At 69.6% G+C, this 22,174-nt stretch carries 22 protein-coding genes; 7 read left to right on the forward strand and 15 right to left on the reverse strand.

What is annotated here, in order from left to right; translation table 11 throughout:
• Positions 1-36: 36 nt before the first annotated feature.
• On the reverse strand, positions 37-1,005 hold the full coding sequence (locus BMZ45_RS05555; protein WP_091633365.1) for an alpha/beta fold hydrolase: 969 nt from the start codon (positions 1,003-1,005) through the stop codon (positions 37-39).
• A gap of 8 nt (positions 1,006-1,013) precedes the next feature.
• Complete coding sequence (locus BMZ45_RS05560; protein ID WP_091633368.1) at positions 1,014-2,957, reverse strand: M1 family metallopeptidase; 1,944 nt, start codon at positions 2,955-2,957, stop codon at positions 1,014-1,016.
• Positions 2,958-3,173: 216 nt separating this feature from the next.
• Between BMZ45_RS05560 and BMZ45_RS05565 the strand changes: the two genes are divergently transcribed.
• Both BMZ45_RS05565 and BMZ45_RS05570 read left to right on the forward strand, forming a co-directional pair.
• Positions 3,174-3,914, forward strand: coding sequence for an SDR family NAD(P)-dependent oxidoreductase (locus BMZ45_RS05565; protein WP_056178255.1), 741 nt, complete (start codon positions 3,174-3,176; stop codon positions 3,912-3,914).
• A gap of 25 nt (positions 3,915-3,939) precedes the next feature.
• On the forward strand, positions 3,940-4,254 hold the full coding sequence (locus BMZ45_RS05570; protein ID WP_091634145.1) for a DMT family transporter: 315 nt from the start codon (positions 3,940-3,942) through the stop codon (positions 4,252-4,254).
• Between the two features lie 52 nt (positions 4,255-4,306).
• Here BMZ45_RS05570 and BMZ45_RS21545 read toward each other — a convergent pair whose 3' ends face one another.
• Both BMZ45_RS21545 and ubiE read right to left on the reverse strand, forming a co-directional pair.
• Positions 4,307-4,471, reverse strand: a complete 165-nt coding sequence (locus BMZ45_RS21545) for a hypothetical protein (RefSeq protein WP_175488933.1) — start codon at positions 4,469-4,471, stop codon at positions 4,307-4,309.
• Positions 4,472-4,547: 76 nt separating this feature from the next.
• Entirely contained in the window at positions 4,548-5,312 is a 765-nt protein-coding gene (ubiE, locus tag BMZ45_RS05575; protein ID WP_057160279.1) for a bifunctional demethylmenaquinone methyltransferase/2-methoxy-6-polyprenyl-1,4-benzoquinol methylase UbiE, read from the reverse strand.
• Between the two features lie 206 nt (positions 5,313-5,518).
• Between ubiE and BMZ45_RS05580 the strand changes: the two genes are divergently transcribed.
• Together BMZ45_RS05580 and BMZ45_RS05585 are read left to right on the forward strand one after the other, a co-directional pair.
• Complete coding sequence (locus BMZ45_RS05580; RefSeq protein ID WP_091633371.1) at positions 5,519-5,995, forward strand: GNAT family N-acetyltransferase; 477 nt, start codon at positions 5,519-5,521, stop codon at positions 5,993-5,995.
• A 114-nt stretch (positions 5,996-6,109) separates the two neighbouring features.
• Complete coding sequence (locus BMZ45_RS05585; RefSeq protein WP_091633374.1) at positions 6,110-6,766, forward strand: DUF2306 domain-containing protein; 657 nt, start codon at positions 6,110-6,112, stop codon at positions 6,764-6,766.
• Here BMZ45_RS05585 and BMZ45_RS05590 read toward each other — a convergent pair.
• Positions 6,745-7,854, reverse strand: coding sequence for a helix-turn-helix domain-containing protein (locus tag BMZ45_RS05590; protein ID WP_091633376.1), 1,110 nt, complete (start codon positions 7,852-7,854; stop codon positions 6,745-6,747). The two genes, BMZ45_RS05585 and BMZ45_RS05590, sit on opposite strands and share 22 nt — an antisense overlap.
• A gap of 109 nt (positions 7,855-7,963) precedes the next feature.
• Between BMZ45_RS05590 and BMZ45_RS05595 the strand changes: the two genes are divergently transcribed.
• Complete coding sequence (locus tag BMZ45_RS05595; protein WP_056178240.1) at positions 7,964-8,419, forward strand: nucleoside deaminase; 456 nt, start codon at positions 7,964-7,966, stop codon at positions 8,417-8,419.
• Between the two features lie 158 nt (positions 8,420-8,577).
• Positions 8,578-9,816 carry a hypothetical protein gene (locus tag BMZ45_RS05600; RefSeq protein ID WP_139215401.1) on the forward strand — a complete coding sequence of 413 codons (1,239 nt, stop codon included), beginning with the start codon at positions 8,578-8,580 and terminating at the stop codon, positions 9,814-9,816.
• Between the two features lie 36 nt (positions 9,817-9,852).
• On the opposite strand, the gene BMZ45_RS05605 is transcribed toward BMZ45_RS05600, so the two are convergent.
• From BMZ45_RS05605 to hslV, 6 genes are all read right to left on the reverse strand, one after another.
• A complete protein-coding gene (locus tag BMZ45_RS05605) occupies positions 9,853-10,323 on the reverse strand; it encodes a DUF2269 family protein (RefSeq protein WP_091633382.1) in 471 nt (156 codons plus the stop codon).
• Positions 10,320-11,630 carry an SDR family oxidoreductase gene (locus BMZ45_RS05610; protein ID WP_091633385.1) on the reverse strand — a complete coding sequence of 437 codons (1,311 nt, stop codon included), beginning with the start codon at positions 11,628-11,630 and terminating at the stop codon, positions 10,320-10,322. Before BMZ45_RS05610 ends, BMZ45_RS05605 begins: the two co-directional genes overlap by 4 nt.
• Positions 11,631-11,707: 77 nt before the next feature.
• The gene (locus BMZ45_RS05615; RefSeq protein WP_091633387.1) at positions 11,708-12,304 is read right to left on the reverse strand and encodes a hypothetical protein; all 597 of its coding nucleotides are present in this window, start codon (positions 12,302-12,304) and stop codon (positions 11,708-11,710) included.
• Positions 12,301-12,858 (reverse strand): RNA polymerase sigma factor, encoded by a 558-nt coding sequence (locus BMZ45_RS05620; RefSeq protein WP_091633390.1) that lies wholly within the window; start codon positions 12,856-12,858, stop codon positions 12,301-12,303. The genes BMZ45_RS05615 and BMZ45_RS05620 overlap by 4 nt, the downstream gene beginning before the upstream one ends.
• A 91-nt stretch (positions 12,859-12,949) precedes the next feature.
• Positions 12,950-14,320, reverse strand: coding sequence for an ATP-dependent protease ATPase subunit HslU (hslU, locus tag BMZ45_RS05625; protein WP_091633392.1), 1,371 nt, complete (start codon positions 14,318-14,320; stop codon positions 12,950-12,952).
• An 88-nt stretch (positions 14,321-14,408) separates the two neighbouring features.
• On the reverse strand, positions 14,409-14,978 hold the full coding sequence (hslV, locus tag BMZ45_RS05630) for an ATP-dependent protease subunit HslV (protein WP_091633395.1): 570 nt from the start codon (positions 14,976-14,978) through the stop codon (positions 14,409-14,411).
• Between the two features lie 163 nt (positions 14,979-15,141).
• Between hslV and BMZ45_RS05635 the strand changes: the two genes are divergently transcribed.
• Positions 15,142-16,353, forward strand: a complete 1,212-nt coding sequence (locus BMZ45_RS05635; protein WP_091633398.1) for a M23 family metallopeptidase — start codon at positions 15,142-15,144, stop codon at positions 16,351-16,353.
• 20 nt (positions 16,354-16,373) lie between these two features.
• Here the strand turns inward: BMZ45_RS05635 and BMZ45_RS05640 are convergent, their stop codons facing one another.
• The 4 genes from BMZ45_RS05640 to BMZ45_RS05655 are packed head-to-tail and all read right to left on the reverse strand — an operon-like array spanning position 16,374 to position 21,628.
• On the reverse strand, positions 16,374-17,654 hold the full coding sequence (locus BMZ45_RS05640) for a M16 family metallopeptidase (protein WP_091633400.1): 1,281 nt from the start codon (positions 17,652-17,654) through the stop codon (positions 16,374-16,376).
• The gene (locus tag BMZ45_RS05645) at positions 17,651-18,976 is read right to left on the reverse strand and encodes a M16 family metallopeptidase (RefSeq protein ID WP_175488934.1); all 1,326 of its coding nucleotides are present in this window, start codon (positions 18,974-18,976) and stop codon (positions 17,651-17,653) included. Before BMZ45_RS05645 ends, BMZ45_RS05640 begins: the two co-directional genes overlap by 4 nt.
• A gap of 17 nt (positions 18,977-18,993) precedes the next feature.
• On the reverse strand, positions 18,994-20,370 hold the full coding sequence (locus BMZ45_RS05650; protein WP_091633405.1) for an MATE family efflux transporter: 1,377 nt from the start codon (positions 20,368-20,370) through the stop codon (positions 18,994-18,996).
• Between the two features lie 25 nt (positions 20,371-20,395).
• Positions 20,396-21,628 (reverse strand): cytochrome P450, encoded by a 1,233-nt coding sequence (locus BMZ45_RS05655; protein ID WP_091633408.1) that lies wholly within the window; start codon positions 21,626-21,628, stop codon positions 20,396-20,398.
• Between the last annotated feature and the right edge of the window lie 546 nt (positions 21,629-22,174).

Genomic DNA, 22,174 nt, shown 5'->3' on the forward strand with positions numbered 1-22,174 from the left:
GTGTCTCGTATCGGTTCGTCGGATTCGTAAAAGAAGTCAGGGCGGGCCGGCGAGCTGCGCGATCGCTTGCGCGACCGCGTCGGGCCGCTCCACCGGCGACATATGGCCGCAGCCGTCCAGCAGCACCTGCCGCGCCTGCGGCATGCGCGCGGCGTACAGCGCCATTGCGCTGGCATCGATCACCGCGTCCTGGCGGCACCATAGCAGCAGGGTGGGCTGGCGGATCCTGGCGGCTTCTTCGCCGGGCAGGAAGCGTTCCGGGCCGCGGCCGATGCGGTTGAGCACGGTCTGCTCGAACGCGGCGTCGCGCTTGCGGCGCGCGATGTAGATCTCGTCGGCCGGCCACGGGATCGTCGGCTTGGCGGCGGCGTCGTAGAACACGGTGTCGAGGTAGCGTTGCAGGCCGGCGCCGTCGGCGACCGCGAAGGGATTGTGGCCGGCCAGCACCTGCACGCCGAAGCGGTTGTCGCGAAAGCGCACGCCGGCCGCGTCGAACAGGCCCAGGCGATCGACCGCGCGCGGATGGCGCGCCGCGGTCAGGGCGGCGATGCCGCCGCCCATGGAATGGCCCAGCAGCACCACCTCGCCGCCGCGCGGGCGCGCGACCTGTTCGATGAAACGCGCCAGGCGCGCGCTCTGGGCGACGAAGCCGTAGTCGCCGCCGTCGCGGCGCTGGCTTTCGCCCCAGCCCGGCAGATCGGGAATCAGCAGCCGGTAGCGGCCGCGCAGGCGCTGCGCCAGCGGGTACCAGTTCTCCTTGCTGCCGGTGAAGCCGTGGACCATGACCAGCACCGGCGCGCCGGCCGGGGCTTCGTCGTTGTAGGCGTAGACCCAGCGATGGTCGTCTAGCTTGAGGCTGTCACGCGACAGGCCGGCGAGGATACGCTGGCGGTTGTAGTCGGCCAGCACCACCCGATAGGGATCGCGCCACAACAGCACGGCGACCGTCGCAAACAACGCGGCCGCCACGAGGGCGGCCGCGAGTCTGGCGCGACGCCAACGCATGGCGTCGCTTACTTGGCCGCCTGCGGCGCGGCCTTGGCCTTGGCGATCACCGCTTCGACCGATTCGGTCGTGATCGGGTGATAGCCGGGCTTGGCCTTGGCGAAGGTGTCCTCGGCCAGCTTCAGGCCGGCGGGCGTCTTCACCAGCTCGCTGTAGGTCGGCATGATCAGCTTGCGGCGGCCGATGCGCTGCAGGAAGGCGGCGATGGCGGCGTCGGCCTGGGTGTAGCCGCTACGCACCGTCAGCGGATACCAGCGCTGGGCGATCTCGCCGTTGGGCGTGCCGGTGATCTTGTAGGCGGCGTCCAGGGCCTTGAGCTGGTCGACGCTGAGCGTGTCGGGCATGCCTTCGACGAAGTGCACCCATTCCTGGGTCGACCACTTGGCGGTCGCGGCCTTGTCCGGCAGCGTGCCGGCGTCCAGCCAGGCCTTGCGTGCGGCGTCGATGGCGTCGAAGCGCGCCGACGGCGTCTGCGGCGCGTTGCTGGGGATGCCCGGCTCGTACAACCAGGCGTCGAACTCGGCCTGGGTGACCTTGCCCGGGTACTTGTCGAGCAGATTGGCCTTGGCGTAGTCGACGAACTGCTGGGTCGAGATGCTCTGGAACGCGAAGTGGTCGAAGTAACCACGCAGGAAGGCGTCGAAGTTTTCGCGACCGTAGCGCTGTTCCAGGAACTGCAGGAACCAGGCGCCCTTGGTGTAGACGGTGCCGGTGAGGTTGTTGTCCGGATCGTCCAGATCGCCGGGCTTGATCGCCAGACGCTGCAGCGCCTTGTTGTCTTCGGTGAACTCCGACTTGAGCTCGTTGCGGCCGATCAGGCTTTCCATGTCGGCGCGCTCTTTACCGTAGAGCACTTCGACGATGCGGTTCTCGACGTAGCTGGTGAAGCCTTCGTTGAGCCAGGCGTCGTTGGAGGTGGAGAAGGTCACCAGGTTGCCGGACCAGCTGTGCGCCAGCTCGTGCGCGATCAGCGACACCAGCGACTTGTCGCCGACGATCGCGGTCGGGGTGGCGAAGGTCAGGCGCGGGTTCTCCATGCCGCCGTACGGGAACGACGGCGGCAGCACCAGGATGTCGTAGCGGTCCCAGCGATAGGGGCCGTACAGCTTTTCGGCCGTCTCCATCATCTTCTCGGTGTCGGAGAACTCGGCCACCGCCTTGGGCGCCATCGCCGGCTCGGCCCACACGCCGCTGCGCTGCGAGATCGGCTGGAACACCAGGTCGCCGGCCGCGATCGCGAGCAGATAGGACGGGATCTTCTGCGGCATCTTGAATTCGTAGTCGCCGTCGCGCGCCGCCTTGGGATCGTTGTCGGCGCTCATCAGCACCATCGCGTCCTTGGGCGCGGTCACGTGCGCGGTGTAGGTGAAGCGCACGCTGGGCGTGTCCTGCAGCGGCACCCAGGAGCGTGCGTGGATCTGCTGCGACTGGCTGAACATGAAGGGCGTCTTCTTGCCCTCGGTCATCGCCGGGGTCAGCCACTGCAGGCCCGACGCGTCCGGCGAGGTCTTGTAGGTCACGCGCACGCGCGCGTTGCGCTCCGGCGTTTCGATGGTGAGCTTGCTGCCGAACAGCTTGTCGGCCGGCGCCAGCGCGAACTTGAGATCGTTCCACTTGCCGTCGCTGCGCTCGCCGACGATCTTCTCGATGTTCAGGCCGCGCGTGTCCAACACCAGCTGGGTCGCGGCCTTGTCCACCCAGTTCAGGGTGTAGGTGGCCGAGCCGCTGAGCTGCTTGTGCTCGAAGTCGACCGCCAGCTGCAGGGCGAGGTCGTCGATCCGGACCTTGTCCGGCTGGGCGTAGGAATGCTCGTCGACCACGGCAGGACTGGTCACGGCGGTCTCCGTCTTGGCGGCGGGGGTGGCGGCGCCATCGGCGGGCGGCGCGGCTTCGCGCGAACAGCCCAGGGCGAGCGCGGCGGCGAGGCAAACGGTGAGGATCGAATAACGCATGGAAGGCCCACGGCAAGGGATCGAGCGTTCGAGTTTAGCGCCTAGTCCGCGCCGGGGGCACCGCACAGCATGGCGGTTCGCCCGGGCCCGGTCAGCGCCGGCCCCGCAACGCTGCTTTCCGCCCTGAGCCGCTGCAACAGTCAGTCCCGCGCGCCCGGCTGCGTGGGCGCGCGCAGGCGCCTAGCATCGGCGGCCTCCCTCCTACGGAACAAGACGATGACCCCTCTGGCAGGCAAAGTGGCGCTGGTGACCGGCGGCAGCCGCGGTATCGGCGCGGCCACCGCGCAGCGCCTGGCGCGCGACGGCGCCGATGTGGTGCTGACCTACGCGGCCTCGCAGGAACGGGCGCTGGCCGTGGTCGCGGCGATCGAAGCCGGCGGCCGCCGCGCGCTCGCGATCCGCGCCGACAGCGCCGACCCCGACGCGGTGGTCGCCGCGGTCGAACGCACCGTAGCCGAATTCGGCCGCATCGACATCCTGGTCAACAACGCCGGCATCTTCATGTACGGCCCCTTCGAGGACGAGTCGCGCGAGAGCTTCGAACGCGCGATCGCGATCAACGTGCAGGCGCCGTTCGCGGCCGCCCAGGCCGCGTCCAAGCACATGGGCGAAGGCGGCCGCATCATCACCATCGGCAGCTGCCTGGGCGAACGCGTGGGCGCGCCGGGCATGACCCTGTACTCGCTGACCAAGTTCGCCACCGTCGGCCTGAGCAAGGGCCTGGCCCAGGATCTGGGCGCGCGCGGCATCACCGCCAACGTGGTCCAGCCCGGTCCTATCGACACCGAGATGAATCCTGCCGACGGCGAAGGCGCCGAGCACCAGCGCGCCGGCCTGCCGCTGGGCCGTTACGGCGAAGCCGAGGACGTGGCCGACACGGTCGCGCACCTGGCCGGTCCGGGCGGGCGTTTCATCACCGGCGCCGCGATCTCGGTCGACGGCGGCTTCTCGGCCTGAGCCGGCGATGACGCGCGCGGCGATGCTGGCCTGGGCGCTGCTGGTCGGCGCCGGGCTGCTCGAGATCGTCTGGGCGATCGCGCTCAAGCAAAGCGAAGGCTTCGCGCGTCTATGGCCCAGCGTGATCGGCCTGACGTCCGCGGTCGCGAGCTTCGCGATGCTGGCACTGGCCCTGAAGTGGCTGCCGGTGGGTACCGCCTACGCGGTCTGGGTCGGCATCGGCACGGTCGGCGTGGCGATCGCGGGGATCGTCGCCTTCGGCGAACCCGCGACCGCGGCGCGGCTGCTGTGCCTGGCGCTGATCGTGGGCGGGGTGATCGGTTTGAAGCTGGTGGGCTGAGGACGGGTTCGTCCGCGGCCTGCGGCGAATCCGCCCTCGGCCTACAGAAAGATCAACAGCAGGACGAAGCCGATCGCCAGCACCGCAAGCAGCGCAGCAACCAAAGAAAGCCCAGTCCGCCGCCGCAGTCGCGGCAGTAATCGCGCGGCGACGGCGCGGGTATCCAGAACCAGACCAGGCCCAGCAACAGCGAACGCCAGCCGGAGCCTTCGATCATCGCGGGGCGCTCCCCACAGTGCTTGCACAACGACATCGCCCGCCCTCGCCGCCCTAGCGGCTGTGTTCGAATCGATTCAGACCTTGTAGCCGGTATGGATCGCGACGATGCCCGCCGACAGGTTCTTGTAGTCGCAGCGCGCGAAACCGGCCTCGCCCATCATGCGCTTGAGCTCGTCCTGCGGCGGGTGCTTGCGGATGCTCTCGGCCAGGTACTGGTAACTGTCGCTGTCGTTGGCGAACAGCTTGCCCAGCTTGGGCAGGATGTTGAAGGAGTGGAAGTCGTAGATCGGCTTGAACCACTCGGCCTTCACTTCCGAGAACTCCAGCACCCGGGCCTGGCCGCCGACCTTGAGCACGCGCTGCATCTCGCGCAGGGCGGCGTCCTTGTCGGTGACGTTGCGCAGGCCGAAGGCGATGGTGACCAGGTCGAAGCTGGCATCCGGGAACGGCAGCTTCTCGGCGTTCATCTGCACGTACTCGAAGCCGCCGACCTTGCCCATGTCGGTCATGCGGTCGCGGCCCACGCGCAGCATGGCGCCGTTAATGTCGCCCAGCACGATGCTGCCGCTGTCGCCGACGCGGTCGCGCAGCAGCAGGGCGATGTCGCCGGTGCCGCCGGCCAGGTCGAGCACGCGGTCGCCGCGCTTGACCTGCGCGGTGGACACGAAGTAACGCTTCCAGACCCGATGCACGCCCAGGCTCATCAGGTCGTTCATCAGGTCGTACTTGCCGGCGACCGAGGAGAACACCTCGCCGACCAGCTTCTGCTTCTCGCCCTTGGGCACGTCGCGGAAACCGAAGTGGGTGGTGTCGTCGGGTTTTTGGGTCTGTTCGCTCATGGCCGGGATTATCGCATGGCGGTCGTGGGGCTTCCGGAAATGACGGCCCTGGCCGCAACCGCTTGCGCTTCTGGCCCCTCTCCCGTGCACGGGCGCTTGCGGGCCACTGGCGCGCGCTGCACCGAGCGCCCGACCGCCATGCGGGCGGGCCGGGGCGTGGTTGGGTGAGGGCAGCGCAACCCCGCCCACTGCGGCATCATCCTGTAATGACCCCCGCCCCTAGCCTGCGCTGGCAAGCCAAGCCCTACGCCGAGCTCGAACGCGACGAGCTCTACGAGCTGCTGCGCCTGCGCGCGGAAGTGTTCGTGATCGAGCAGAACTGCGTGTATCTGGACCCGGACGGCAAGGACCGCCATCCCGAGGCCCTGCACCTGCTCGGGCGCGCGCCCGACGGCGCGCTCGCGGCTTATCTGCGGATCCTGCCGGCCGGGCTCAGCTACCCGCAGGTCAGTTTCGGACGCGTGCTGACCGCGCCGGCGTTCCGCGGCCAGGGGCTGGGCGATCCCATGATCGAGGCCGCGCTGGCCGCGATCGAGGCGCGCTGGCCCGGCGCCGACATCCAGATCGGCGCCCAGGCCCACCTGCAGGGCTACTACGGCCGCCACGGCTTCGCGCCCTCGTCCGCGCCCTACGTCGAGGACGGCATCCCGCACATCGACCTGCTGCGCCCCGGCCGCGCCTGAATCCGGCGCGGGCGACCGATTCGGCCGTCCGGGACGTACGAATCCGCCGGCTCGGACGACCCGCGGCGGCGCCAAAGCCACGCTGCAGCCTCCTGAATCCTGTGGAGGTGGCTTATGTCGGCTGGGACGGTCTGGTTGCGTCGGATGGCGGCGCTGATCTTCGGCCTGGGCTGTCTGGCGGTGGCGCTGTACGCCTTCACCTTCTTCTCGCGCGACAGCAACATCGGCAACCCCTTCGATGCGCGCTTCGCGGTCTCCGGCTGGGACGTGCCCGGGCATATCTTCGGCGCCGGACTGGCCCTGCTGCTGGCGCCGCTGCAGTTGCTGGGCGGGATCCGCCGGCGCTGGCCGCGCCTGCACCGGCTCGGCGGCGGCGTCTACGCCGGCGCGATCCTGCTCGCCGCGATCTCGGCGCTGTCGCTGGCGCGCCATTCCCAGGGCGGCGCGGCCAGCGGCGCGGGCTTCGCGCTGCTGGCGGTGGTCTGGGTGGCCTGCACCGCGGTCGGCATCCGCTACGCCATCGCCCGCGACTTCGAACGCCACCGCCGCTGGATGTCGCGCAGCGTGGCCCTGACCGCCTCGGCGGTGACCCTGCGGATCATGCTCGGGGTCGGCGCGGGCGCGATGCAGTGGCCGTTCCTGCCGGTCTACATCACCGCGGCCTGGGCCTGCTGGACCCTCAACCTGGCGATCTGCGAGCTGCTGCTGCGCTGGCCGTCGATACGCGCGCGGCTGGGCACGCGCCGCGCCTACTCAACCGGCGTCGCGTGATGCTGGCGGTAGGCGCTGGGCGTCTGGCCGAGCTGGCGCTTGAAGGCGGCATTGAAGGTGGACTTGGAGGTGTAGCCGCAGGCGTAGGCGATGTCGAGGATGGTGCGCGCATCGCCGGGATCGGCCAGGCAGGCGCGCGCGGCTTCAACGCGCTGGCGGTTGATGTAGTCCCAGAAGTGGCCCTCGAAGCGGCGGTTGATCACCGCCGACACCAGGTATTCCGGATAGCCGCTGCGCTTGGCCAGATGGCCGATGGTCAGCGCGGGCTCGCGGTAGAGCTGCTCCTGCGCCATCAGCTGGGCCAGCCGCGCCTCGACCGCGGGGAAGCGCGGATCGTCGGCGGCCGGCGCCTCGATCTTCGCGGTGTCGACGGATTCGGGCGCAGGCTCGGCCGCCACCGCGACCTGGCGCAGGCTCAGATAACCGACCACGAACACCCAGGCCACCACCGCGCCGTAGATCAGCGGGTAGTCGATCCAGGGAATGCGCGCGAGCCACTGCACCACCGCGATGCACCAGATCACGATCTGCGAAAGCGCCATCGCGTCGATCCAGTGCAGCGACATGCGGTCGGCATCCGAACGCCGTTGCAGCAGGCCGCGCCGATAGCGGCGCACGCGCACCAGGCCGGCGATCACATAGCTCAGGCTGTAAACGAACAAGCCGATGTCCAGCCAGGGCCGACCGGGCCAGTAACCGCCTGCGCGCAGATGCTCGAAGAACGCGCGCTGCTGCGCGACGTCGAACAGGAATACGCCGAGATTGGGCAACAGCGACAGCACGAAGCCGGCCAGGTGCACGAGGTCGCGGCGATCCAGACCGCGCGCCTCGGTCAACGCACGCACATAGAGATAGAACAGGCTGCCGTACAGGAACGGGAACAAGCCGACCAGGCGGTAGGCCTTCAGCAGCTCCGGCGCGGGGCCGTGGAAATAGACCGCCTTCACCGCCAGATCGATGCCGATCAGCGCCACCCAGCCGGCCAGCACCCGATTGGCCTGCGCGTTCACCGGCCGCCGCCACAGGGCCAGCGCCAGCAGTGCGGCCTGGCCGGCGCCGATCGCGAATACGAGGCTCCAGAAGATCATGCGGCGCGGATCGGGGGTGGCGGCGGAGGCGCCGATTATGCCCGCCCCGCGCCTCTCGACCGCATCGGGCCGGCGCGCCAGACTGCGCGTCTGTCTTCAGGAGTTCCGCATGATCGCCACCCCCGACTACCGCGCCCTGCTCGCCACCGCCGTCGCCGAAGCCCGCCAGGGCCTGGCCGAAGGCGGCATTCCGATCGGCGCGGCGCTGTACCACAACGACGGCCGCCTGCTCGGCTGCGGCCACAACCGCCGCATCCAGGAAGGCGACCCGTCCGTGCACGGCGAGACCGACGCCTTCCGCAAGGCCGGCCGCCAGCGCCGTTACCGCGACACCATCATGGTCACCACGCTGGCGCCGTGCTGGTACTGCAGCGGCCTGGTGCGGCAGTTCAACATCGGCACGGTGGTGGTCGGCGAATCGGTCAACTTCCAGGGCGGCGTCGACTGGCTGCGCGAGAGCGGTGTGGAAGTGATCGACCTCAACGACGGCGAGTGCATCGACCTGCTCGGCGGTTACATCGCCGCGCATCCGGAGGTCTGGAACGAAGACATCGGCGAAGACTGAACGCGCTGCGCGAGCGCGACGCCTGTGCGCGTCGCGCTCGCGTATCGAAGCGACTTGAGACCGCGATCCACCGTCATGCGACGGTGCTACCCTTGGCCGTGCAGGGGTGATCAATGGAATGGCGCGTCCATCCATGCAGCGGTACTCAAGGAGATTGAATGAACGTAATGCGTAAGCGCGCGCTGATCTTCGGCGCCATCGCCGCCGCCGGTCTGTGCGCGGCCCCGGCCTGGGCCGGCAGTTATCAGTGCGACAACGACCGCTCCGCCGGCCAATACCCCAATTGCAGCAACATGGGCGGCCACAACTACGTCTACCGCAGCGGCCAGGCCGGCGACTGGAACGGCGACGATCGGCTCAACTCCACCAACAGCGGCTGGTACGGCTACTTCTTCCCCGGCACCGACCGCTATTACAGCTTCTACGCCTGGCTCAACAACGCCGCCTTCACCGACGCCTACGCGCGCTACAACGTGATCAACACCGCCAACGGCTCGCAGCAGACCGCGGCCATCAACCAGAACACGGCGCCCGGTGGTTGGAATTACGTCGGCTACGGCTACGGCTATTTGTTCACCGTCACCCCCAGCGGCAACGGCCGCAACGGCGCCGACATCGTGCAGCTGTATTTCAACGGCCTGGCCGCGGCCGATGCCGCTCCGCGCGTGACCGAAGCCGATCGCGATCTGAGCGGCCGCTGCGCCGCGGTGGCGCCGCAGGACGCGCGCGTCGCCGCCTTGCAGCAGCGCATGCTCGACGCCGTCGACCGCTACCGCGACGCGGCCGGCTCGGTGGACGTGCGCTTCGGCAACAACGGCCAGGACGAAGCGATCGATTTCGAGGTCTCGCAATCCGCGCGCACCAGCTTCGTGCGCATCGCGCGCGACCGCGGCCGCGTCGAAGAGCATGTGAGCCGCGCCGGCACCACCCTCAGCCTGTATCCGCAGACCGCGTCCTACCGCGAGACCCGCGCCCTGGACGCGCCCGCGCCCGGCGGCGCGCGCCAGTACCGCAACGCGCGCTGCGAGCCGGTGTTCGTGCACCGCCCGGATCCGGCCGGCGCGGTCGGCGCCGACGCGGTGCTGTCGCCGCAGAACTACGCGTTCTGGCTGTCCACCGAGGACGTGCGCATCGCCGGCCACCAACGCCTGCTCGGCCGCGATGCGACCGTGGTCGCCGGCAAGCACGGCGACTACCTGGGCCGCAAACTCGGCGCCGATCGCTTCCGCATGTGGGTCGACAGCGATACCGGCGTGCTGCTGAAGCTGGTCGGCAGCGACCGCCAGGGCAAGCCGGCGTACTCGATCGTGGTGCGCGACCTGCGCCTGGACAGCGGCCTCAAGCTCAAGCCCTCGCTGGCCGCGCCGCAAGGCTGGACCCGGATCGCGGAAGACTGATCGCCGTGCGGCACGCGGGCACCCGCCCGCGTGCCGCTACACCGGCTTGAGCACCATCAGCCAGAAGATCGCGAGCACGCTGAGGAAGGCCGGCCAACCCAGCCAGAACCACCAGCGCATGGTGCGGTAGTAGGCCGCCGGCAAGGGCGTGCCGTCGCGCGCCGCGACCCGCGCCAGATCGCGCGCGCGCAACTGCAGCCACAACACCGGCAGCCAGCAGGCGCCGATCACGAAGAACAGCATCAGCGCCGTCTTCAGCCAGAACAGCTCGAACGGCAGACCCAGCCTGTAGGCCAGCCACAGACCGCTGAAAAACTGCACGACCACCGCCGGTGCGGTGAAACAGGCGTCGGCGATCACCACGGTGCGCGCGGTCTCCGCGATCACGCGTGCGTCGCCGCGCCGGTGCGCAAGCCAGAAGAAGAAGGCGATGCCCAGGCCGGTGCCGAACAGCAGCGTCGAGGACAGGATGTGCAGCCACTTCACCCACAGATAGGCCATGCTCATCTCCGCTCCGCCAGCACCCAGGCCACCGCCAGCGCCGGCAGCACCAGCAGATTCTTGGCCAGTCCGCCCAGCGGGTCCAGCCACAGTCCCGGCAAGGCCAAGCCGAACGCCAGGGTGTAGGCGGCCACGCTGAGCCCCATCAGGCCCAGGGCCCAACGCGGTCGCCGGCCGCTCGCGAGCCAAACGGCCAGCACCAGATCCAGCGTCGCGGTGATGCGCGCCAGCGCGACCGGTGTCAGGTGCTGCAGGACCGAGCCGGACGCGAGCGCGTCGATATCCGCCGCCGGCGCGACCCATCCGGCCCAGGCCGACAGCAGCCACAGCGCGACAATGGCCACGTGCAAGGTCGGCGCGAGGAAATACAGCTGCGCCTGCCAACGGTCCTGGACCTGGCTGGGGTGCGCGGCCAGCACCTCGGACAGGGCGCGCGGGGCGAAGCCGAAGGTCTCGCGCAGCCGCGCGGACGCCTGCGGCGCGGTCACGTTGCCGCGCCGGAGCATGCGCCACATGGTCTCGCCGACCGGACCGCGTCCCAGCCATTCGCCGATCCGCACCTGCAGCGAGACCAGCGCCTGCGGTACCTGCCAGACGCGCTGACCGTCGATACGCAACCAGCGCCGCCACTGGCGCTGGTAGTCGCGCAGGCTGGTCGGCTGCGGGCCGCCGACTTCGTATACACCGCGCGTGCCTGCGTCGAGCGCACGCGCGACCAGCTCGCCCAGGTCCTCGGCCGCGAGCGGCTGGATCGGCCAACGACCGTCGCCCGGCAACAGCTGCGCGCCAGGGAATGCGGCCAGGGCGCGCAGCAGCGAGGTGCCGCCATACGAACCAGAGGTGGCATAGACCACCGACGGGCGCAGCACGATCGCGTCCAGCGGCAGGGCCAGCAACGCTTCGTCGAAACGATGTTTGGAGGCGATGAACTCGCCGTCCTCGGGCCGGCCCAGCGCCGACACCTGCACGTAGCGCGCGACGCCAACGCTTACGCAGGCGCGCGCGAGCGCGAGCGGCGCGTCGATGTGGATGCGGTCGAAACGCTGGCGGCCGCCTTCGCGCAGGATGCCCGAGGCATTGACCACCGCGTCCACACCGGCCAGCAGCGGCCGCCAGTCTTGCTCGCGGGTCAGCTGGGTGAGGTCGCAGTAGCGCTCGTCCTCGCTCAGGACGCCGCCGCGGCGTACGCCGCGCAGCACGCGCCAGCCCGAACCGCGCAGGGCCGCGAGGATGTAGCCGGCGAGGAAGCCGTCGGCGCCGATCACCAGAACGGTGCGGGCGGGCGATGGCGCGGATGAGATCGGTGCGGACATGCGCCACAGGCTAACCGAGCGTGGCCGCCCGCGGGCAAGCGTCCACCGCGTCGCCGAACGCGACGCGGTGGAACGAATCAGGCCTCGGCGTCGTTCAACTGCGCCTGCAATTCGCGCAAGTAGGTCAGGCGGCTGCGCGCGCCGCGGTGCTTGTACCAGGAGGTCGCGGCCGAGAACAGCACGCCCAGGCCGCCGCCGATCGCGCCCCCGATCATGCCGCCGGTGTGCGTCGGGTTGGCGCTGTTCAGGCCGGTCAGCGCCACCGCGTAGACGCCCAACAACAGCAGCACGCCATACCAGGTGCCGTGGCGCCAGTAGCGCAGGCCGGCGTGCACCCGTCCGATCTCCAGCTCCAGCATCGCGGCCGCGTCCAGGCCGTCGTCGCGCAGTTGCCGGCGGCGCAGCCACAGCGACCACAGTTGGAAGCCGATCGAGGTCGGGATCAGCAAGGCGAAGACCAGCATCATCGGATCGGACGCGTCGGTCTTGAGCATCAGCCAAGCCAGCGTGGCCAGGCTCGCGAGCGTGAGCGCGACCTCGCCCAGCAGGGCCCGGCGCAGGGCGCGCCCGCGCTTGCGGACCTCGGTGCGCAGGCGATCGACGTCGATCCCCGCGCTGGGCTGCGCGCGCCACTCGTCGCCCAGACTGCCCCAGTCGAAATTCGGGTCGCTCATGCCGATGCTCCCAGGCTGTCGCGCAGGTCCCGGCGCGCGCGGCTGAGCCGTTGCGCGACGGTGTTTTCTTCCAAGCCCAGCGAGTCGCCGATCTCGCGCAGGGAAAAACCTTCCAGGGCCAGCACCACGACCTGGCGCTGGCCCAGCGGCAGCTGCCGCACCGCCTCCAGCAGGTTGCGGCGGCGCTGCTGCGCTTCGGCATGGCGCAAGGGATCGTCGCCCGGATCGGCATGGCTTTCGTCGAGCTCGTCTTCCACCCGCCGGTGGCGAGCGAGGTAATCGATGGCGCGGTTGTGCGCGACCCGGGCGATGAAGGTGCGCAGCGAGGCTTCCCCGCGCCAGCCCGGCAGGGCGCGCCATAGCGCCAGGCTGATTTCCTGCAGCAGGTCCTCGCGCCGGCCGGGCTCGGACTGATAGCTGCCCGCGATGCGGCTGAGCATGGGCCCGTGTTCGCGCAGCACCTCGTCGAAATCCGGCGCTACGGCCGCGCCGACGCGCGTGCGCGCGTCGGCGTCGTTGCCCTGCCTCGTTACCGCGTCCGCGGTGTCGTCCATACCGGTCTTCCTGGGTCCCCTGTCTGCATAGTCTGCCCGGGGCCGGAAAACCTGACACGGCGGCCGCGCGTCGCGGCCGCCGCGGTTCGGGTTAGAGGATGTAGCGGCTCAGGTCCGGGTCCTGCACCAGCTCGCCCAGGTGGGCGTCGACGTAGGCGCGGTCGATCACCACGGCCTGGCCGCCGCGGTCGGGCGCCTCGTAGCTGAGGGTGTCGAGCAGGCGTTCGAGCACGGTGTGCAGGCGGCGCGCGCCGATGTTCTCCTGGCGCTCGTTGACCTGAGCGGCGATCTCGGCCAGACGCTCGACCGCGTCGGCGCTGAAGGACAGCGTCACGCCCTCGGTGCGCAGCAGTTCGACGTACTGGGTGGTCAGCGCGGCCTTGGGCTCGGTCAGGATGCGCACGAAGTCGTCCTTGCTCAACGCGCCCAGCTCGACCCGGATCGGGAAGCGGCCCTGCAGCTCCGGAATCAGGTCGCTGGGCTTGGCCAGATGGAAGGCACCGGAGGCGATGAACAGGATGTGGTCGGTCTTGACCGCGCCGTACTTGGTGCTCACGGTCGAGCCTTCGACCAGCGGCAGCAGGTCGCGCTGCACGCCCTCGCGGCTGACGTCGCCGCCGCCCACGTTCTCGGAACGCTTGGCGACCTTGTCGATCTCGTCGATGAAGACGATGCCGTGCTGCTCGCAGGCTTCGATCGCGGCCTCGCGCACCTCGTCCTCGTTGACCAGCTTGCCGGCCTCTTCTTCGATCAGCTGCGGGCGCGCGGCCTTGATCGTGAGCTGGCGCTTGTGGGTCTTGCCGCCCGACACCTGCGAGAACATCTGACGCAGCTGCTGGCTCATCTCCTCCATGCCAGGAGGAGCCATGATGTCGACGCCGAGATTGACCGCGGTTTCGATTTCGATCTCGCGCTCGTCGAGCTCGCCGGCACGCAGCTGCTTGCGCAGCTTGGCGCGGGTGTCGTTGTCGGGGGCCTGATGGTCCTGCGCCGGGGTGTCGGCGCCGAAGCCGAAGCCGCCGGGGATGCGCTTGGGCAGCAGAGCGTCGAGAATGCGGTCTTCGGCGCGCTCCTCAGCCTGGGTGCGCACGCGATGCTTGGCCTGCTCGCGGTACAGCTTGACCGCGGTGTCGGCCAGGTCGCGCACGATCTGCTCCACGTCCTTGCCGACGTAGCCGACCTCGGTGAAGCGCGTGGCTTCGACCTTGACGAAGGGCGCGTTGGCCAGTGTCGCCAGGCGGCGCGCGATCTCGGTCTTGCCTACACCGGTCGGGCCGATCATCAGGATGTTCTTGGGCATCACCTCGTTGCGCAGATCCGGCGCGAGCTGCATGCGCCGCCAGCGGTTGCGCAGCGCGATCGCGACCGCGCGCTTGGCCGCTTGCTGGCCGATGATGTGGCGATCCAGCTCCTGCACGATTTCGCGCGGAGTCATGGTGGCGTGACTGTTGTCGGGTTTCATAAGGGGAGTAGTGAGTCCAGAGAAGTGAGTAGCGAGCGAAGGCCTGGGCGGGCGGAACAACGATGAGGACGCGGCGTTAGCTCGCTCCTCACTCCTGTCCGCTCACTCCTAGCTCCTCCACCACCACGTTCCGATTGGTGTAAATGCAGACGTCGCCGGCGATGCCGATCGCCTCGGTGGCGATGGTGCGGGCGTCGAGCTGGGTGTGCGCCATCAGCGCGCGCGCAGCCGACAGCGCGTACATGCCGCCGGAACCGATCGCGATGATGCCGTCCTCGGGCTCGATCACGTCGCCGGTACCGCTGATGATCAGCGAGGTCTCCCGGTCGGCCACCGCGAGCAGCGCTTCGAGCTTGCCCAGGCGGCGTTCGGTGCGCCAATCCTTGGCCAGTTCGACCGCGGCGCGAGTGAGCTGGCCGTGCTTCTCGAGCTTGGCCTCGAACAATTCGAACAGGGTGAAGGCGTCGGCGGCGGCGCCGGCGAAACCGGCCAGCACCTGGCCGTCGCGACCGAGGCGGCGCACCTTGCGCGCGTTGGCCTTCATTACGGTATGCCCCAAGGTCACCTGCCCGTCGCCGGCAACGGCAACGCGACCGTTGCGGCGCACCGAGACGATCGTGGTGGCGTGGAAGGTGTTGGGGTTCTGGCTGGGGTCCATACGGCCTCCGGGATACGAATTCCCTTGATGGGGCCGGCCGGCGCGGGCGCAAGGGGTGCCGGTGGTCACGGCGGCCGGCCATGGCGCCCGCGGACGGCGCGCGGACTGCCGCTAGTATGGGCCGCGTGCCCGCACCGCAAGCACTGGCCTCCAGGACGATCGCATGCCCTTCAGCACCCGTTTCCATTCGACCGCCCTCGCCCGCTCACGCATGGGCGCGATCGGCGTTTTGCTCGCGACGCTGGGCCTGTTCGTAGCGCAGGCCGCAAGCACCGAACGCGCTCTGGCGCCGGTCGAAGTACGCACGCCCTGGGCGCCCGCGCCGGTGCTCGGCGGCGACGGCCGCACCCACCTGGCTTACGAACTGCATGTGACGAACTTCTATCGCGATACCGGCGTGCTGCGCCTGCGCCGCATCGCGGTGTTCGCCGACGACGACACCCGGCCCTTGGCGAACTACGAGGGCGAGGCGCTCACGCAGATAGTGCAGCCCCGTCCCGCCGACGACGCCGCGACGAGCGACAGCGTGCCGGTCGCCGCCGGCATGCGCGCGATCGCGTTCCTGTGGCTGACGCTACCGGCGGATCGGCCGGCGCCGCGCGTGTTGCGCCATCGCCTCGAATTCGTCGACGCCAAGGGCGCCGTCGAACGGGTCGACGGCGCGCGCGTCGCGGTCGATACCAAGCCGCCGATAACGCTGGGGCCGCCGCTGCGTGCGGGCTTGTGGCTGGCCGGCGAAGGCCCGGGCAATTCGCGCTCGCACCACTGGGGCAGCCTGGTCGCGGCCAACGGCCAGGTCACGATTCCGCAACGCTACGCGCTGGACGTGTTCGGCCTGGACGGCAACGGCCGTGCGCTGCGCGACGGCGCCATGGATCTGACCAAGAGCAAACGCGAAGACTGGATCGGCTACGGCACCGAGGTGCTCGCGGTCGCCGACGGCGTGGTGCGCGACGTGCGCGATGGCGCGCCCGATCACGCGCCGCTGGAAGCGCAGCCCGAACCCGAATCGCTGACCGCGCACGGCCTGTACGGCAACTACGTGGTGCTGCAGATCGCCCCGGACGTGTTCGTGCATTACGCGCACCTGCAGCCCGGCAGCGTGGCGGTGAAGACGGGACAGAAGCTGCGCCGCGGCCGGGTATTGGGACGGCTCGGACAATCCGGCAACACCAACGGTCCGCATCTGCATATCCACGTGTCCAACGCCGTGACCTTCGAGGGCTCGGAAGGCCTGCCCTTCGTGTTCGAGGCCTACCGCTCGCCGGGCACCTGGACCCTGACCGACGCGATCGATCCGGACGCGAAGTTCAGTCCGGCACGCGTGGAACACCGCAAGCAGATGCCGCTGGACGGCGAGGTACTCGGGTTCTAGAGCGCCGTCGCGCCCGCCGCTCAGTCAGCGGGCGCCAGCGGCCCGGCGATACAGGCGCGCCAGGCCTCGGGTTGCAGACAGTCGGCGATCACGCGATTGACTTGGGCCAGGTCCAGTGCCGACAGCCGGCGCTCGTAGCCCTGCAGGTCGTCGGGCTGCAGCCCCAGTTCGGCTTCCGACAGGATCGCCGCGCTCAGTCCGTCCAGCGTGGCCAGACCGATCTGGTAGGCGCCGATCGCGGCGCGGCGCGCGTTCTCGAACTCCAAGGCCTGCACGCCCTCGTCCGCCAGCTCGGCGACGACCGCTCGCGTGGCCGCCAAGGCGGCCTGCAATTTGTCCGGACTGGCCGACAAGGCGATCTGCCAATGGCCGCCGGCCCGCGGGGCTTCGACCAGGGCCGAGCGGATCACGTAGCTCAGCCCCTGTCGCTCGCGCACGCTCGCGACCAGGCGCGAAGCGTAGGCCCCGCCGAGGATGCGGTTGGCCAGCTGCAACGCCGGGTAATCCGCATGCTCACGCGTCAGGCCCAAGCGCTGCCCCAAGGCGACACCATGGCTTTCCTGACCCGGCAAGCACAGGCGCAGTTCGCCCGCCGCCGCGGCCGTGTCGTCGGCGCCCGCGAATTCCGGCAGCGCGCGCGGCGCCCAGCCCGCCAGTTCGCGTTCGACGAGGCGCGCCGCGTCCTGGGGATCGTAGTCGCCGACCACCGCGATGCGCAGATCGTTGGCGCCGTAGCGCTCGCGATGGAAACGGCGCACGTCGTCCAGGCTGCAGCTTTCCAGCAGCGCCGCCTGCGCGTCGGGATCGGCCTCGCAAGCCGGATGCGTCGGCGGATACAGCAGGCGCGTCAGTCCGCCGACGGCGGCGTGGGCGGGATCGAGGGCGCGGTAGTGCAACTCGGCGATCAGGCGCGCGCGTTCGGCATCGAGCAGGGCCTGGTCGAAGGCGGGCTCGCGCAGGCAGGCCATCGTCCACTCCGCGACCGCGGCCAGATCGGCCGCGCAGGCGCGCACGCCGAAACGCAGGCCGTCGGCGTCGGCCTCGACGGTGAAGGAGGCGCCGCGGCTTTCGAACAGCTCCGCGATCTCGTACTCGCCGTGGCGTCGGCTAGCGCAACCCACCAATGCCGCGACCAGATGCTGGAGCACGGCGTCGCCGGGCGTACGCGGCGCGCCGGTGCGGAAACGACCGTTAAGCGCAACGATGGCCGGCGTGCCGACCTGCAAGCCATAGCAGTGTCCGTGCGCAAGCGCGACCGCGGCGACGCGGCGCGGATGCTCGGCGCGCAAGCGCGCGTTCATGCCTGCGCCTCCGCGGCCGCGTCCACCAGGTAACCGACCGTGAGCCCGCGGTCGTGCAGATAGCGGTCCGCGACCCGCGCCACATCGGCGGCAGTGACGGCGTCGATGCGATCGGCCGCCGTCGCGTACGCCCGCCAATCGCCGCAGGCGATGGCCTCGTTCAACTGCATGGCGATGGCCAGCGCGCCGTCGCGCGAGGTCAACAGGCTGCCGCGGATGCGCGCTTGCGCGCGCGCGACCTCGTCGCCGCTGACGCCGTCGCGGCCCAGTTCGGCGATCGCCTCGCGCAGGGCGCGTTCGACCTGCTCGTACGCGTCGTCGGACGTCACCACCGCGCCCAGTTGCAGCAGGCCGGGATGACGCAGACGCGACAGGCTGGACCACACCTCCGAAGCCGCGCCGGTCGCGACCAGGCGCCGGCGCAACCGCGACGAACGGCCGCCCGCCAGCACCAGCCCCAATACCTCCAGCGCGTCCAGGTCGGGATCCAGGCCGGCCGGCGTCCGATAGGCCAGCATCACCACGCCCGGTGCACCCGGCGATGCGACACGCGTTCTGCGTTCGCCGTCCTGCTCCGGTTCGGCCCGCTCGACCAGCATCGGTCGCGGACGCGACGGCACGCCGCCGAAATGGCGCGCGACGATCTCCAGGGCTGGGTCGCGTTCGACGTCGCCGATGACGGTGACCGTGGCGTTGTCGGGCCGGTAGTGCGCCCGATAGTGCGCGAGCAGACGCTCGCGATCGAAGCCGGCGATGTCCTCGCGCACGCCCATCACCGACACGCCATAGGCATGGCGGGGGAATGCGCTGCGCCAGACCGCCAGTTGCAGCTGTTCGACGGGATCGCCGATCAGCCGGTCGAACTCGTTGAGCACCACCGACTTCTCGGTGGCGATCTGGGCCGGATCCAGGCTCAGGTGACTCATGCGGTCGGCTTCGATTTGCGCGACCAGGTCCAGGCGATCGCGCGGCACCAGGTTGAAGTAATGGGTGCGGTCGTACCAGGTAGTGGCGTTTACCTGAGCGCCCAGCGGCAGCAGCAGATCGTGGATGCCGTTGCCGCGTTGTTTGTCGAATCCGGCGCTGCCCTTGAACATCATGTGCTCAAGCATGTGGCTCACGCCGCGCGCGCCCTCGCCCTCGTGGCGGCTGCCGACCTCGTAGGTCACCATCAGCAGCGCCACCGGCGCGCTGCGCATCGGCAGATACAGCATGCGCAGACCGTTCGCGGCCAGACGGTACGCCTGCAGGCCCGCGCACTCGCCCTCGAATCGCACCGCGTCCGTAGCCTGCGCCCGTCGCTGCCCATCCATCGCGTTCATGCGCGCATGTCCTGTCGTCACTGGGTGGCCGGGAGACTGTCGGCGGGCGCGCCCGCCGTCGACTCCGCCGGTCGGCCGAATTCGCGACGCAGGAACCACCATGCCATCAGCGCCTGGGTCGAACCGGCGGCGACCATCGACCACCAGATCCAGACCGGACGGAAACCCGCCAGCGTGGACAGGCTGCCCGCCAGGCTCACCAGCAGCACCATGTGCAGCAACTGCGCGGCCAATCCTGCGCGCGTGTTGCCCATGCCGGTCAGCACCGCGAACGCGGTATTGGCCAGGCACAGCGGGATGAAATCCAGGGCGGTGATGCGCATGAACGACGCGCTGGCCGCGATCACGGCGGGATCGTCGGAGAAGCGGCTGCCGATCCAGGGCGCCAAGCCTTGGAACACCAGCAGCAGCACCGGCACCAGTACGCAGGCGAACAGCAGACCCGTGCGCAGGGTCTCGGTCACCCGCTCGCGCAGACCGGCGCCGTAGTTCTGGCCGACCACGATGCAGATCGCACCGCCCAGCGCGGTCAGCGGCATCAGACCCGCCTGGAACGCGCGCTGGCCGACGCCGAAGCCGGCCTGTTCGATCGGACCGAAGGGGCGCAGCATCAAGCCGATCGCCAGCAGCGACACGGCGACCACGCCGCTGCCGATACCCGCGGGCACGCCGATCTTGATGGCGGCCCACAGCTCCTGCGGCCAGGCGAACCAGACCCGCGGCTGCATGCGCAGGTAGGCGTCCTTGCGCGCGAGGTAACTGAGCAAACCCAGCATCACCAGCGCACAGGCCAATAGCGAACCGGCGCCGTTGCCGTCCACACCCATCGCCGGCAGGCCCAGCCAGCCGAACATCAGCAGGGGCGTCAGCACCGCGCCCAGCGCCACGGTGCCGATCTGTGCGATCGCGCCGGCCTTGACGTTGCCGGTGAACTCCAGCATCGCGGCCAGCACCAGCATCGGAATCTGGACCGCGATCGAGGGAATGAACCAACCGTAGTACGAGGCGATGGTCGCGGCGGTGTCGGCGTCGGTGGTCATCAAGCGGCTGAGCAGGTCGCGATTGCTCCAGGTCAGCAGCGCGACCAGCGCCGATACCAGCAGGGAGGCGCCGAAGGCTTCGTTGAAGATCCGGTTCACGCGCGCGTGGTCCTTGGCGCCCACCGCGTGCGACAGCAGCACGCCGGCGCCCATGCTGAGCACGGGCAGCAGCGTCAGCGCCAGCATCATCGGCATGGCCGCCAGGGTCACGGCCGCCTGCGCGGTCGTGCCCAGGCGCCCCAGCCAGTAGATGTTGACCAGGGAGAATATCGTCGTGGCCAGGGCGTTCAGTAGCAGCACGCCGCACATCCGCAGCAGATGGCGGGCGATCGGGCCCTCGGTCAGATCCTGCATGACGCTCCTCCGGCGTTCGCGGCTTTCATGGGCGGACCACCGTGCCGGTGAAATCCATGGGACGGATCACCGAGGCGATCGCCATCTTGGCGCGCTCCGGGTTCGATATCTGCAGCCGGTACCGCGTGCTCAGCAGATGCGCCAGCAGAACCAACTGGCCCAGGCCGAGGTTGGCGCCGATGCAGGACTTGGGCGCCCAGCCGAAGGGCACGTAGCTGCCGTGCGGGCACTGCTCGCGGCTCTCGGCCAACCAGCGGTCGGGATTGAAGACGTCCGCATCCGACCATTGGCGCTTGTCGTGGTGAATGAAGAACGAGCTCAGCACATAGCCCTGGCCGGCCTTGAGCTCGGTATCGCCGTAACGGATATCGGTACGCACGCCGCGCGTGACCACGGGCGGAGAACTCCAGATCCGCAGCACTTCCTTGACGAAGCGGGTGGTCGCCGGCGCCAGCCGCGCGGGCGACTCGCACAACGCGTCCAAGGACAGGGCCGACAATTCGGCGATCATGCGTTCGCGCCATACGTCCTGGCGATGCCACTCGTACAGCAGGCAGGCGGCCGAGGCGCCCGGCGAGCTGGTGATCGCGGTCAACAGTGCGGTGATCGCATCGGCCGCGCGATCCACACCCAGCGCCGGCAGCATGTCCACCATGGGATCGGTCAGGTCCGTTTGGCGCGGACGCTGGCCGCTGACGCGCCCCTTCAGTTCGCGCCGGACTTCCACGCCGACCAGAAACTGATAGACCCACATCTTCGAACGGTGCAGCGGCGGGCAGCGGTGCTCGTCGATATCCGACAGCACCAGCGCCACCTTCGACATCACTTCCCGTACCACGCGCCGGTGCGCGCGCGGCGACAGGCCGGAGATGATCACCGGCACCAGGGGTTCCAACATCGCGCGTTCGGCCAGCCAGACCAGGTCCTGATCCTTGCCGCTTTCGGCGTCCAGCAGCGCCTGCATGCGCAGGGCCAGGCGCTTGAAGCCCTCGGCGCTGGTGAGCGCGCGCATCTGTCCCAGCCAGCCGGAGCGCACCTGATGCCAGGACACGGGCTCGCTGTTGCGGCCGCGCACCACGTCGGAGAAGCCGTCCAGCATGGTCAGGTCGGCGTAGTTCGCCGCCTCGATGCGTTGCGCGGTTTCGGCATCGGCGATCGCGAGCGCCTCGTCCTTGAACCAGAACACCGAGCCTTCCTCCTCGATACGCCGGCGCAGCACCTGCACCGCCGGTATCTCGAATATCTTCGAATCCTGCATCGTCCGTGTCCCTGCAATGAGCGAGCCGCGCCGATCGATGCCGGAGGGCGGCAAGCCGCCCTCCGACGCCACCACTCAGATGTTGTGGTACATGACCCAACGCCAGTTGGTGATGCCGCAGTGTCCTGCGCCGCGCAGACCGAAAGCGGCACGCATCGCGCAAATGACCTTCTTCATATCTATCTCCTTTGGATATGGGTGGTGGACTGCGTTTACGCCGCGACGCGCAAGCGATATTCGGCCTTCGGGTTGCGGAGTTCTTGCTGCGGCGCCCGTGTCCTGGTTGCCGCGGAATGGGGTCGGTTTCGGGCGATGTCCGCCAGACTCGCGGCGCGAACCGGAGTTCACGCGGCCGCCGAATCGATTGCGATGGACATCGCGCCGAGTACCGGAGGCGGCGGCGCCGCCTCCGGTGGGACGGCTCAGATGTTGTGGTAATGCACCCAGCGCCAGCCGCCGATGCCGATGCTGGCACCCGAAGCACCGCGCACGCCGAAGGCGGCCCGCATCGCGCAAATGACCTTCTTCATATCGAACTTCTCCTTG

This window comes from Lysobacter sp. cf310 (genome assembly GCF_900114355.1).
Taxonomy (GTDB): Bacteria; Pseudomonadota; Gammaproteobacteria; order Xanthomonadales; family Xanthomonadaceae; genus Lysobacter.